Annotated in this window: 13 protein-coding genes; 4 read left to right on the forward strand and 9 right to left on the reverse strand. The window is 60.2% G+C overall.

The genetic code is table 11. From position 1 onward, the window contains the following. Window positions 1-9: 9 nt before the first annotated feature. Complete coding sequence (gene dhaL / locus M2360_RS07635) at window positions 10-648, forward strand: dihydroxyacetone kinase subunit DhaL (RefSeq protein ID WP_280774128.1); 639 nt, start codon at window positions 10-12, stop codon at window positions 646-648. 160 nt (window positions 649-808) lie between these two features. After that, window positions 809-2875, forward strand: coding sequence for a bifunctional sugar-binding transcriptional regulator/dihydroxyacetone kinase subunit DhaK (locus M2360_RS07640; RefSeq protein WP_280774130.1), 2067 nt, complete (start codon window positions 809-811; stop codon window positions 2873-2875). 202 nt (window positions 2876-3077) lie between these two features. Here M2360_RS07640 and M2360_RS07645 read toward each other — a convergent pair whose 3' ends face one another. The 6 genes from M2360_RS07645 to M2360_RS07670 all read right to left on the reverse strand — a co-directional run bounded on the left by M2360_RS07645 (window position 3078) and on the right by M2360_RS07670 (window position 8701). Further along, window positions 3078-3839, reverse strand: a complete 762-nt coding sequence (locus tag M2360_RS07645; protein WP_280774131.1) for a DeoR/GlpR family DNA-binding transcription regulator — start codon at window positions 3837-3839, stop codon at window positions 3078-3080. After that, window positions 3836-4513 (reverse strand): adenosylcobinamide amidohydrolase, encoded by a 678-nt coding sequence (locus M2360_RS07650; protein ID WP_280774133.1) that lies wholly within the window; start codon window positions 4511-4513, stop codon window positions 3836-3838. The genes M2360_RS07645 and M2360_RS07650 overlap by 4 nt, the downstream gene beginning before the upstream one ends. Before the next feature lie 180 nt (window positions 4514-4693). After that, the gene (locus tag M2360_RS07655) at window positions 4694-5500 is read right to left on the reverse strand and encodes an ABC transporter permease (RefSeq protein WP_280774134.1); all 807 of its coding nucleotides are present in this window, start codon (window positions 5498-5500) and stop codon (window positions 4694-4696) included. Window positions 5501-5505: 5 nt separating this feature from the next. Further along, window positions 5506-6402: an ABC transporter permease gene (locus tag M2360_RS07660; protein WP_280774136.1), complete on the reverse strand. Its 897-nt coding sequence runs from the start codon at window positions 6400-6402 to the stop codon at window positions 5506-5508. 1 nt (window position 6403) lies between these two features. Further along, window positions 6404-7534, reverse strand: coding sequence for an ABC transporter ATP-binding protein (locus tag M2360_RS07665; protein ID WP_280774137.1), 1131 nt, complete (start codon window positions 7532-7534; stop codon window positions 6404-6406). A 27-nt stretch (window positions 7535-7561) separates the two neighbouring features. Next, window positions 7562-8701: a PotD/PotF family extracellular solute-binding protein gene (locus M2360_RS07670; protein ID WP_280774138.1), complete on the reverse strand. Its 1140-nt coding sequence runs from the start codon at window positions 8699-8701 to the stop codon at window positions 7562-7564. 134 nt (window positions 8702-8835) lie between these two features. On the opposite strand from M2360_RS07670, the gene M2360_RS07675 reads away from it, so the two are divergent. Continuing rightward, window positions 8836-8985: a hypothetical protein gene (locus M2360_RS07675; protein ID WP_280774139.1), complete on the forward strand. Its 150-nt coding sequence runs from the start codon at window positions 8836-8838 to the stop codon at window positions 8983-8985. A gap of 25 nt (window positions 8986-9010) precedes the next feature. After that, entirely contained in the window at window positions 9011-9784 is a 774-nt protein-coding gene (gene fabG / locus M2360_RS07680) for a 3-oxoacyl-ACP reductase FabG (protein WP_280774141.1), read from the forward strand. Window positions 9785-9840: 56 nt separating this feature from the next. Here fabG and M2360_RS07685 read toward each other — a convergent pair whose 3' ends face one another. The 3 genes from M2360_RS07685 to M2360_RS07695 all read right to left on the reverse strand — a co-directional run bounded on the left by M2360_RS07685 (window position 9841) and on the right by M2360_RS07695 (window position 13307). After that, window positions 9841-11169, reverse strand: a complete 1329-nt coding sequence (locus M2360_RS07685) for an aspartate aminotransferase family protein (RefSeq protein WP_280774142.1) — start codon at window positions 11167-11169, stop codon at window positions 9841-9843. Between the two features lie 9 nt (window positions 11170-11178). Next, window positions 11179-12168 carry a phosphotransferase gene (locus M2360_RS07690; RefSeq protein ID WP_280774144.1) on the reverse strand — a complete coding sequence of 330 codons (990 nt, stop codon included), beginning with the start codon at window positions 12166-12168 and terminating at the stop codon, window positions 11179-11181. A gap of 182 nt (window positions 12169-12350) precedes the next feature. Continuing rightward, window positions 12351-13307, reverse strand: coding sequence for a LysR family transcriptional regulator (locus M2360_RS07695; protein WP_280774145.1), 957 nt, complete (start codon window positions 13305-13307; stop codon window positions 12351-12353). Window positions 13308-13375: the final 68 nt, after the last annotated feature.

The raw sequence follows: 13375 nt of genomic DNA on the forward strand, positions 1-13375 counted from the left end.
GAGTGCATGATGCAACTGACCGCCGCGGATTTCAAAGCCATGTTCCGCAAGATTTCGGCCCGCATCGAAGGCGAGCGAAATCATCTTTGCGAGCTCGACGGCCATATCGGCGACGCCGATCACGGCATCGCCATGGAGCAGGGCTTCGGCGCGATCGTCAAGGCGCTTGATACGCTCGCCGTCGACGCGGCGACGCCGACCGATGTGTTCAACACTGCCGCGAAATCCTTTCTGAACGCGGTTGGCGCCTCCTCCGGACCGCTTTACGCGACGGCCTTTCTGCGCGCCGGCGCGGCCTACAAGGGCAAGGATGCGTTGACGCTTGAAGAGGCGGCGTCGATGATCGAGGCGATGGCGCGCGGCATCGAGGAACGCGGCAAGGCCGAACTGGGCGACAAAACGATGATCGACGCCTGGAAGCCGGCCGCCATTGCGGTGGCGCAGGCGCGCGAGGCGGCGAAGCCGGTCACCGAAGCGCTGTCGGCGGCGCGCAAGGCGGCGGAGGATGGCGCGGAAGCGACGAAGGCGATGGTTGCGAGCAAAGGGAGGTCCTCGCGTCTTGGGGAGCGCTCCCTCGGTCATGTCGATCCGGGCGCGGCTTCGGCGGCCATCATCGTGGCTGAAATTTGCGAATTTCTCGATCGATAGGACCGCGCCGTCCTTGCAGGGGCTTCCATCAGGCTGCGTTTCCACGCATAGGCTTGCCGTGCAAGCGTGGGGCGGGCGCGGTTCTTTTCGGCCTGCTACTGGGAATAGAGCCTTGATGGCGGGCAGGGCAAAGGGGCGTCAAAGATAAACGGACATATATATGGCCAGGGAAAAGCCGACCGAGAGTAGCGCCTCAACAGCAATGGACATTCCGCTCCGCTTCGGGGCCGATCCCTATATCTGGGCTTGCTGGCTCTATTACGAGGAAGGGCTGACCCAAGGCGACATCGCGGCCACGATGGGCATCTCGCGCGCGACGGTCAACGCCTACCTCGCCGATGCGCGGGAGCGTGGCATCATCCAGATCAGTCTTGATCCCGCACAGCTGGCCTCCCTGCATCTCGCCCAGGAACTCAAGCGGCATTTCGGGCTGCATGACTGCATTGTCGCCCCGACGCGCGATGATGGAGATGCCCTGATCGACCGTCTCGGCGCGGTCGGCGCTCAGGCGCTCGAAAAAATCATCCGATCCGGGGATCGTCTGGCGGTCGTCTGGGGGCGTACCGTACTGGCGGTCGGCGAGCGATTAAAACTCTCGGGGCTTCAAGACGTCACGGTCTATCAGGCGACGGGCGGCACCGCCTCGACCTTGAACTCGACGCCGCAGCAATGCGCCTGGACGTTTGCCGCCGCCGTGGGCGGCCGGTGCGAAAATATCCTCGCCCCCATTCTCGTCTCCTCGGCGGAGGTTCGTCGATTGCTAGAGGAGGAGACCTTACTGAGCCAGCAACTGGCCCGGCTCTCCACCGTCAACAAGGCCATTTTCTCCATCGCCTCGCTGCGTCCGAATTCCACCGTGCATCAAAGCGGACTTCTCGACGCTCCCGGCGCGCTCCAGCATTATCTCGGCAACAAGGCGATCGGGGTTGTGGCGGGTCATTTCATCGACGAGCGGGGTCGTCGCGTCGCCGGTCCGCTGGACGAGAGGGTTATCGGCGTCTCCTTCGATCAGCTCAAATCCATTCCTGCCCGGATTGGGGTGGCAGGCGGGGCTGACAAGGTGCCGGCGATCCTCGGCGCCTTGCGGGGCCAACTCGTTACCGTCCTGATCACCGATGCGGTGACGGCCCGGGGAATTCTGCGCGCCGACGGCGTGACCGATATCGACTCCAAAATCGCGCCTCGCCAACGGATCGAGACGGGTCATGACTCGTCGCGCCGTGACAAGGTCAAGAAATTCATCAACGATCCGCAGGACGTGATCGATGAAATGGTCGCGGGCGCAATCAGCGCGCATGCCCGGCATCTGCGCCCGCTGCTCGACTATCCGCGCGCGCTGATCGCGCGCGAGGGGCCGCGCCCGGGCAAGGTAGGCATCGTGATCGGCGGTGGATCGGGCCACGAACCCTGCTTTTTCGGCTATGTCGGCAGGGGGCTCGCCGATGCGGTGGCGGTCGGAAACGTGTTCTCGTCGCCGCCTCCGGACCCCATTTTCGAATGCGTCAAGGCAGTCGATGGCGGCGCGGGCGTTCTGTTCGTCTATGGCAACTACCATGGCGACGTCATGAATTTCGACATGGCCGCCGAAATGGCGGCCGAGCATGGCGTCCCCGTCCGCACCGTCATCACCACCGACGACATCGCCTCCGCCAATGTGGAGGATCGCGAGGGCCGCCGCGGCGTGGCCGGAAATCTCTTTGCCTTCAAGGTTGCGGGCGCCGCCGCCGATCGCGGCATGGATCTCGACGCCTGCGCCGCGATTACCCGGCGTTCCAATCAACGCACTTTCACGCTGGGGGTCGCGCTTGAGCCCTGTTCGCTTCCGCAAACCCGGCGCTATAATTTCGAAATCGGCGCGGACGAGATGGAAATCGGCATGGGGATCCATGGCGAACCCGGCGTGATGCGCGAGAAGCTGAAGTCGGCCGATGACATCGTTGACATGGTGATGGACAAGATTTTCGCCGAAATGAAGCCCGGCTCAGGCGATCGCGTCGCCGTGCTGGTCAATTCCTTCGGCGCGACGCCGCTGATGGAGCTCTACATCCTCCATCGCCGCATCGAAGAGCGCCTGTCTGCCAAACAGGTGTCCATCGCGGTGAACTGGATCGGCCATTACTGCACCTCGATCGATATGGTCGGGGCCTCGATTTCCGTGTTGCATCTCGATGCGGAACTTGAGGAACTGCTGGCGCATCCTTGCGATGGCGCTGCGCTGCGTGTTTGAGATCGGCGTTCCAACATGCTGGCAGCACGCGCGGATTGCGCATGCGAAGTTCCGCCCGTCGATGACGCCTTGCGGAAATGGGCGCGATTCTAGGTTTCCGCGAGAACGAACGGCGCCACGCCGTATCATTCAAGCGCCGTCGTCGACGGATGTGACTACATCGACGCGTCGCCGATGACTGGCGCTCTCGGCTTATCGCCTTTCAACACACCGTCAATTTGACGCCGCCCAACCGCAGACTCTCCTGCAAGGCCTCTCCGGGCTGCTGGTCGGTAACGACTTCGTCGATATCGCGCCACGGCGCATAGCGGGCCGGAAACAAGCGATCCTGCTTCGAGTGGTCTGCCACGACCAGTGTGCGGGCAGCGCGCGACACCATGGCGGTATAAACCGCCCCACATTCCAGCAGGGCGTCCGAGGGGCCGTCCGGTCCCAACCCGCTGGCGCCGAGAATGGCGAAGTCCGCATAGAAGCCATTGAGAAATGAGACCGCGTAAGCCCCTACCGTCGCTCCCTCTGCGGCATGGTAATTGCCGGGCGACATCACCACTTTAATAGTGGGATTGATGGCGAGAACAGTGGCGACGCCGAAGGAATGGGTCAAAACGGTGATGTTCTTCATGTCCACTGCGATGCGTCTGGCCGTATGCACTGTCGTCGCGCCAGAGCCGATCATCAGCACCTGAGCGCCTTTGATGATTTGAACGGCGGCCCGCGCAATCCTTTCGCGTTCGGCGACGAACAGCGTGTGGCGTTCGGCGACTGCGGGTTCTGTCGACAGCGAGCGCACGGCGCCGCCATAGGTGCGGTTGAGCAATCCCTGTTCGGTTAACTCGTCCAGATCGCGACGAATGGTTTCCGTCGAAACGTCGAGGCGGCGCGCAAGTTCGGCGACGCGCAAGCTCGGGGCCTGGTTGAGTTCGGTGAGGATACGATCCTGGCGGATAGTTTTTGGTTTTTTCATTGTTGATCGCCCGCCTGCCATTTGCCGATGTTCTCGGCCACCCATTCCTGTCCGCCAGCCAGTACCGCATCATAAACCACCGCGCCGATCGCGCGACCGATATCGGTGTGGAGCCCCGCATAGGTCTGTCTTGGGCCAACGGAGGGGCAGGCGACCACAATACAGTCCGTGCCGGTTCCCGTCACCAGCAGTCCATCCCTCTTCAAGCCGAGATCGATAACCGCTGCGGTGCGCGCCTGGGCGGCGATGGACATGGCTTCGAGCAATCCGGCGTCATCGAGCGCTTGGTCGATTTGCGCGACCAGGTTGATCGTGCCGGCCTGCTCATGGCTCCTTTGGGCCGCGCCGACACGCCCCGCATTGGCCAGACCGACGGTCGCGAGGCAAAAGGCCTTTGCGGCGCCAAAGGCATGTCGCGCCTGATGGTGTTTGCGCACGTCCCGCGATGTCATCAATTGCACGGCGTCGGCGTGGCCGGCCGCTTCGAGCCGTTTTCGCAGCACGGTCGCGGGGTTGACGTCGATCGGTAGGTCGGCGTCGTCGACCTTGAGCCAGGCGACGGTGTGCGTCGTCACAGCGCCCGGTCGGGTCAGGGACCAACTCAGCATGCGCTGCCTGTCGGAAAAACGAACGGAGAGAACCCGCTCTGCAAGGGTGATTATCGGCGCGGTCATGGACGATGTTCTGTCAGGAAGGTCTCCTTGCGGCAAGTCTCTGTCTTGGGCGCTTTTCTTTATTTGCACGCATTGCAAAGTCTTCGCGGAAAGCCCGGAGATTTCTGGCGCAGCGGCCAGAGAGCGCGGAGTTTTGCAAGGCCTTGGCTTCGCACGTGGCGTCGCCGCAATTTGTTCCGATCAGGTTTCGGATCGTCTCCGGCGCAGGATCGCAATCGCCAGCCCCCCCGCCAGCAGCAAAGTCGCGGCCGACAAGGTGCTCATCGTGCCGAGCGCCGGCACCATCGGGGAGTAGCCGGCGACCATTTTCGAATAGAGCCATTTCGGAATCGTGGAATCGACGCCGGCTGTATAGAGGGACAGTGGAAAGTTGCCCCACGACAACAGGAAGGCGAACAGGGCTCCCGACCAGATCCCTGGCCACAGAATTGGGAGCGTGATCTCGCGAAGAATGAACCAGCGGCTTGCGCCGAGATCTCGGGCCGCCTCTTCGAGAGTGGGATCGAAAGAGTAAACCTGGATGGCGATTACGAGCGTCACCACTGGCGCGATCCAGACGAGATGCGCGATGACGGCCGTCTGCCAGCTCGGATTGATGCCGAGCGCGTTGAACCATAGCAACAGGGCCAGTCCCAATACGGGCTGCGGGAAGAAGACCGGCAACAAGATCGCCTTCTGGAAAAGCTTGCGTCCTTTCCAGTCATAGCGCGCGAAGGCCAGCGCGCCGAAGAAGGCGAGGACCACAGACGCCAGCGTCACGATGAAAGCAATCAGCAGGGAATTTTGAACGAGAGCCTGAATTTCGAGCGAAGACAGGGTCTTCGCCCACCATTCGGTCGAGATGACGCGGATTGGGAAGCCGAAGTAGCGGCCTTTCGACAAGCCTGCCATGGCGCCGCAAACAATGGGCAAATAAATCGCGGTGATCACAAACGCGGTCCAGAGCTTGATAAAGGCGCGCGTGCGGATCTGCGAGCGGGTTTCCATGCGCCTTACTTTCTTCCGAGAATGCGATCGAGATCGAGTTTTGACAGGACGAAAAGCGCAAGTCCGCTGACAATGGCCACGAGCAACAGCGCCAGCGCTGAACCCATCGGCCAATTCTGCGCATAGGTGAAGGCGACCTCGATATCCTGGGAAATCGGGATCACTGACTGTCCGCCGAGAATCTTGAATTCCGCAATCGCGCCGGCCGCCAACACGAAGGTCAACAGCATGCCGATCAGGATTCCGGGCATCGCAAGCGGAAGCTCGATCTCCCGCCAGATCATGATCCGGCCCGCGCCGAGATCGCGTGCGGCGTCGACCAGATCCCGCGGGATCATCGCGATCCCCAGTGACATCGGAAACAGCATGAACGGCAAATAGACATACAGCATGCCAAACAGGATCGCGCCGGGTGTATAGAGAATTTCCGGCCCGCCAGAAAAACCCAGCCATTTGAGGCCGCCGTCGAGGACGCCGTTCTTGATGAAGAACAGGACCCAGCCGTAAAGCCTGACATTTTCGGACACAAAAAGCGGAAAGACGAAGAAAACACTGACCAGGCCCGACCATTTGCCAAACAGCCGGTTCAAGCCATAGGCGATCGGATAGGCGATGACGGCAAGCAGCGCGACCGTGACCAGCGCATAGGCCAGCGACCAGGCGAAGGACATCCAAACCGTATTGGCGGGATCGAAGATGGCCGCGAAATTGGCGAGTGTGAAGGACCGAAACACATCGAAGCTTTTCGGCGCTGCAAAAGCATAGGCGGCGACGGTCAGGAGCGGCGCCAGAAATCCGAGACCGAGCAGTGTGGCGATCGGCAAGGCGGCGCGCAATCCGACCGGGAGTGACACCGGTTTCGGCTTTTCTTGCCCGGCCGAGATGGAGGCGACATCTGTCATTTCAGTCGCCCACTACGATCGCGTCACGGGCGTCCCATCCGATCGTCACCAGATCGCCGGCCGAAAGACCGGCGGACGCCGCCCGTGTGACCTCGACCAGGTAAACCCTTTGGCCTGAATGGACCTGATACTGGACGCGTGAGCCCAGGGAATATTCGTTGTAGATTTTTCCTGAAATCAGATTGTCCGCGCTGGAAGGACCGGTGACGAAGCGCATGGTTTCCGGCCGGACAATAACAGTGGCCTTGTCGCCGATGGCGTCACTCGTCCGAGTAACGACGATCGGCGCGCCATCCGCCAGGGACCAGTCGCCGCCAGGGTTGCGCCGCACCTCGAAACTGTTCACTTCGCCGAAGAATTCCGCGACGAAGCGCGTGGCGGGACGGGTGTATATTTCCTCCGGCGTTCCGATCTGCACGATGCGGCCGCGACTCATGACGCCAACGCGATCAGACATGACCATCGCTTCCTCAAGCGAATGGGTGATGTAGACAAATGTTTTGCCGCTTTCGCGATGCAAGTCCTTCAGTTCTTTCTCCAGGACTTTTTTGAGCTTGTAGTCGAGCGCCGACAACGGTTCGTCGAAGAACAGCACGTCGGGATCATAGGCGAAGGCTCGGGCGAGGGCGACACGCTGCTTTTCTCCGCCCGAGCAGCGCATGACATTCTTTGAATAGTAATGCTCCGGCAGGCGGACCATCCGCATCAGTTCGAGCGCGCGCGCCTTGCGTTCCGCCGGCGGCATCTTTCGCACCTTGAGCGGGAACTCGATATTTTCGCCAACCGTCTTGTGCGGAAACAGGGCGAGCGACTGGAAGACCAGGCATGTCGGCCGCTTGTCGGCGGGGACATGGTTGATCAGTTCGCCCCGCAGAGTGATATAGCCGTTCGACGGCGCCTCCATGCCGGCGAGCATGCGCAGAAGCGTCGTCTTCCCAGAACCGGACGGGCCGACGATGGTGACGAATTCTCCCTCCTTGATATCGACATTGACGCCGTCAACTGCGGCGAAATCGCCGAATGTCTTGCGCACGTCGACCAATTGCAGCACCGGCGCTGAAATCGTCGGCTTGAGGGCCTCCGTTTCGCGCGGCATGTCAGTCGATGTCGATGAAATCATGGCTGGGCTCATTTTCGCACTTTCCGAACAGAGTTGCGCTCAGCCGCGCAGGCGCTTGGCTGCGGTCATCAACTCGAGAGCCTTGTCGTAGTCGGGCACGATGTCGTATTCGGCTGACCGCGCCATATCTTCTTCCAGCGTGTCCCACTGAATGGCGTCCAGCTCATCCTTGGTGAACAGTTCGAAACATTTCGGATTGCCCATCTGGCTGACCGGATTGAAGGTGCCTTCCGCAAAGGCGACGGTATGAGCGATCTCGGGCGCCTGCACATATTTCAGAAACTCGATGGCAAGCGGCGACAGATTGGGATTGTTGACCGTCGAGGTGATTTCGATCCACGAAATTCCGCCCTTGCCGTCGATCGGCCCTTTCAGCGGGGTGATCGCGCGCAGGTTGGGATAGCCGTCCGCTCGGGCGGGCGATACGGAATAGGTGCCGCCGGTCATGTAGAGATCGATTTCGCCGGATACCAGGGCCTGGTTCAGCGAGGCCATGTCGCCCACCATCTTGGCGCCTTTGAACACCTTCTCCGCTGTGGTCGAGAAAAGCTTGAACTCGTCTTCGCTGTGGGACTTGAACGGGTTGATCCCCGCGATCAGGAAGATGTTGAACACATTCCAGTCGTCGGATTCCTGAATCCCGTATTTTCCCGCGATCGCCGGATCGTTGAACAGATCCCAGCCTTGTTCCTCCGCCGTCGCTTTGCTGACCTTGTCCATATTGACGACGAAACTATAGGGCCCGAAGCGCTGCGCCATGCCCAGAAGGTCGTTGCCGTCATCGCTCATCGCCCATCGATAGGGCGCCTTGAACTCCGGCAGCATGGTGTCGAAATAGGGTTCGAACTCTGCTCGCGGCAATGGCTTGATCAGTCCGGCGGGCGCCATCACCTTGCGCGCCCAGGGGTTGTTGACGTTGATCAGGTCCCAAATCTTGGTTTCGCCGGCGCGCAGGCGGTTGATCATGGTCGGATCATTGGTGAGGCTTTCCGCCTTAACCGTGGCCGTCTGGCTGGAGCGGAATGGATCGAGCACTTGGGCGGAATTGTAGCCTTCCCAGCACAGGATGTTCAACTCCTTCTCCCGAGCCGCAAAGGCGTTGGCTGCGTTGAAAAGCGGCCCGGAAAAAGCCGCCGCGCCCATCGCCTGGATCAGGTTTCGTCTCGAAATGCTCATCATCGTCGTTCCCCTGTCGTGGGGCCATCGATCCGGCCCGTGAAAAGTGATGTTGGAAGTGTGTCGCAATAATGTGTGATTTACAACATGAATTTTGTTCTTCATTGTGCATTGCGCGAAGGAGGCGCATTTTTTTCTTGGAAGAGGCTGGCGCGTCAATTGATGGGAATGTTCTGGCTAAATATCTGCAATATATGTGCATTTCTTTTGGGCAAAATCATCCGGAAGCTTGGCTACCTTTTGTGCTGAAGGTGAAAATTGGTGCATTGCCAAAAGGAAATGGTTGAAACTCCAACAATAAAGTGAGCGAAAATGTTGAAGTCACTACAAGGCAAAACGGTCATCGTCACCGGCGGCAGTCGCGGAATTGGCAAGGGTATCGCTCTCCGGTTTGGCGAGGCGGGATTGAACGTTCTCGTCGTATCGCGCAGCCAGTCCCATGCGGACACGGTCGCTGAAGACATTGGCGCCAACGCCTCCGGCTTCGCGGCCGATGTCAGCACCGAAGAAGGATGCCGGTTGATGGCCGAGGCTGCCATTGACCGGTTTGGCGGCATCGATGTTCTTTGCGCCAATGCCGGAATTTTCCCTGCGGCAAGACTCGGTGAAATGACCGCAGCCGACTTCGACCATGTGATATCGACCAACCTCAAGAGCACATTTCTGAGCGTCTCGGCGGTTCTGCCGGCTATGACGCGCGCGGGTTCTGGCCGAATTATCATCACCTCGTCGATCACGGGTCCGATCACCGGATATCCCGGTTGGGCGCATTACGGGGCAAGCAAGGCTGGCCAGCTTGGTTTCATGCGCACCGCCGCCATCGAGCTTGCGCCGAAGAACATCACCGTCAATGCGGTGATGCCCGGCAACATCATGACCGAGGGGCTGGAAGGGAACGGACCGGACTATATCGCGGCGATGGAGGCATCGGTGCCGTTGCGCCGTCTGGGGACGCCGGCGGATATCGCCAATGCAGCGCTGTTTTTTGCGTCAGAGGAGGCTGCCTATATTACGGGGCAGTCGATCGTCGTCGATGGAGGTCAGATTCTGCCGGAATCGCTGGGCGCGCTCGAGGCGATGGGCTGAGAAAGTGGGAGGGGCGGGCAAGTCTGCGCCCGACCTCCCGCAGTAGTCCAGCTTCCTCAGCGACCCCCGAGGATGTTGTCGAGGGTCGCTGTGAACAGATCGACATCGTTTCGGGCGAAACAGAGCGGCGGACGGATTTTCAGCGTCGCGCCAAATTTTCCGGCGGCGCCGATCAGGATGCCGTTCAGCTTCAACTGATTGATAACATGGGTCGCGAATACGGCGTCAGGCGCGCCGTGGACCGGCTCGACGAAATCGAGACCGAGAAACAGGCCCGCGCCTCTTATGTCGCCGATACAGGGATGTCGTTGCATCAGAGATCTGAGCGAATTGAGAAGATAGCCGCCGACATCATGGGCGCGGCCGATCAGATCTTCGTCGTCGATCACGTCCAGCACGGCCTTGCCCGCCGCAGCAGCCACGGGATTTCCGCCGAACGTGTTGAAATAGCCGGTTTGCTCGCAGAATTGCTCCAGATAATCGGGACGGGTGACCACGCCGCCCATCGGGAACCCATTGCCCATCGGCTTGCCCATGGTCACAATATCAGGCGTTAGGCCGTGGCGTTCGAAGCCCCAGAGCCCGCCACCGGTGCGACCGAAGCCAGGCTGCACTTCGTCCGCGATCAGCAGGCCGCCCGCGCGTCGGACCAGACCGACAGCTTTGGTCAAAAAGCCTGGCGGATCCGCGTAGATGCCGTCGCTCGAGAAGATCGTGTCGACGATAAGGGCAGCAAGTCCGATTCCTCGCTCCGCAAGCGCTGTGATCGCGGCATCCACCGACGCGGCGAAACTGTCTGCGACGTCGCCATCGGCGGGTGCGGCAGGCGCGGGAATGACGGCTACAAAAGGAGCGGGCTTGCGTTTGCGCAGCGACGATGGCGAGATTTCCGTCACCAGCGCCGTATTGCCGTGATAGGCCGTCTCGGTGACGATAAAGCCCTCCGCGCCCGTCACGATCCTGGCGATCCGCATGGCCAGATCATTGCTTTCGCTGCCGGTGCAAGTGAGCACTGCATTGTCGAGTCCCACTGGAAAGCGCGACAGCAGGTTTTCCGTATAGGCTTCGACGGTGCGATTGAGATAGCGTGTGTGTATGTTCAGTTGGGCGACCTGGCGGCTGATCGCCTCGACCACGCGCGGGTGGCAATGCCCGACCGACGGCACATTGTTGTAGACGTCGAGATAACGGCGTCCATCCTTGTCGTAGAGATAGGCGCCTTCGGCGCGCGCCATCTCGATGGGTTGCTCATAGAAGAGCACGGAGGACGCGCCGAAGCTCTTTTGGCGGCGTGCGACGCGTTCGGCGAGATCCGGCGGAAAGCCTTCCGCGCGTGACGCGTCGAAACGGTTGAGATCGAGTATTTCCTTGGTCGCGACGCTCATGGTCGTCCTTCAGCTTTGTGCGGCAAGATATCGCTCTGCGAGCGCCACCGTGCCATCCGTATACGCGGTCCCCATGGATTGGGCGGTCGGTGTCTCGGCATGAGAAGCGATCCAGGCCGTTAACTGCATGCGGCGCAGCATGATGAGCATCGGAAGAGCTTCTTCCTGATCTTTGTCGAACGGTGCTGTGCGCCGGTAGCCCTCCAGCCAGGCCGCCATCAAGTCGGGCACATAGGGTTCATGCTCGATGAAGCTGATGGACGCGGCGAAATCATAGGCAAACCAGGAGAGGCCGCAATCGTCGAAATCGATGACGCCGAGCCGATCGCCTTCGACCAGAAGGTTCGCCGCCCGCATGTCGCAATGAACGAGGCCGAAGCGGTCCGGTTGGTAGCCGTAGGACGATGTCTGTCGTTCAAGCAGCGCCACCGTTCGTTCCAGTGTCGCCTTGCCGTCATGCGTCAGCCCGAGCGCTTGACGCCAGTCTCCCCAATAGGCATGCGGCCCGATGATATGGTCGAAATTCCAGATTTTGCGCGCGAAAGAAGCCGGACGGATCCAGGCTCGGCTATGCACATGCAGACGCGCATTGATTTCGCCAAGCGCGCCGTACCATTTCACCAGGTCCGATTCCGCATCGGGCTCCTTGCCCGCCATATGGTCGAACGCCACCGCGTAACGTTGGGTGGCTCCATCCGAAAAGCTCTGAAGCAGACTGCCGTCGAGGGCTGTTATCGGTCTCGGCGTCTCGACCACAGCGTCTTGGCGCAGGGCGTCAATCCAGGCCAGTTCAGACAGGATTTCCTGTCGGCTGTGATAATCCGGCCTGTGGACGCGCACGATGATCTTGCGTCCCGCCTGGCTGTCCTCGACGAGAAAAGTTGCGTTTTCCGAGATTGTCAGCAGGCGCAGATCCGCTTCCCTGGAATAGCCCCATACCGGAGCCAAGCTTTTCACGCCTTCGGCGAGCCGGGAGAGAAAATCTGCATCATACAACAATTTGAGTGCCTCAATGATCCGCTTCGTGGCAAATCCAACAATATATATGTTGGAATTGCAACATGAAATCGAACCTTATGGAATATTTGGTGTGGGGATCCGGACGGAAGGCGGTAGCCAAAGTTCGTGAGCCGCCGGTCAAAGCCCTGTTGTGGGTTGCGAAAAGCCGATACGCCGCCCCGTCAAAGGAGAAGCGTCTTATGCTTTTCCTTTATGGTGACGGCGAATTTTTCCGGGCCGAGCTTCTGGAAAAAAGATCGGAACACGTCGATGAAGACCCTCAGGAATAGGGGTTTCATCGATCCGTACATATCGGCGATGATCAATGTGGGAGGCGGCAGGTCGTCGAGTATCGGCTTTCTCAGGATCGCGGGGCCATCGGCCGTGGCCCGACCGATCGGACGCATGTTCAGGATGGACATTCCGAGATTGGAGGCGACCGCCGAACGCACGGTTTCGTAAGAGCGCGTCCGGAACTTGACCTCGGGCCGCGTCGCCAGCACATCGAACAATGTGAGGAGATATGTGGATGTCTGGGGCAGGTCGAGCAGCACCAGGCGATGGTCGGCGAGATCGGAAATCCACAGAGCTTCCCGAGAAGCGAGGGGGCTGTCGGAATTGATCACCGCGTGAGCGGGCACTTTGCAGATGCGCGTGACCGAACCGATGATATCGGGACCAATGTCGTAGAGGACAACGAGGTCGACTTCGCCGCTGGCGAGCCATTCCTTCATTTGAACCTGATCGCCTTCCTGCAGAACGATGTCGACCTGGTCGCCCACCTCGTCGAGATAGACGCGCAGCATCTCTGGCATGAAGAGAGCGCCGAATGGCTCGAAACAGCCAATCCGGATCGCGCGCGGCACGCGCCCGCTGAGATCGCCCACGGCCCGACCAAATTCGGTTGCCGCGCCCAGCATGACCCGTGCCGCCTGGATATAGCGTTCACCCGAGGGTGTCACCACCACGCCGCGCGCCGGCTTGCGGTCGAAGATCTTGGATCCCAACTCGGCCTCGGCGATTGAAATGGCCGCGAGGATAGAGGATTGCGAAATGTTCAATGCTTTCGATGCGGCTTGCACGCTTCCGAGCCGGGCGACTTCGCTGACGTAACGCAACTGTCGAATGGTGAGATTCACAGAATGCACCTTACATAAAATAGATTATATTCTCTGATATTATACAGTTTATGCATTTCAGGAAAGTA

This window comes from Rhizobium sp. SG_E_25_P2 (assembly GCF_029892285.1).
Taxonomy (GTDB): Bacteria; Pseudomonadota; Alphaproteobacteria; order Rhizobiales; family Rhizobiaceae; genus Rhizobium_E.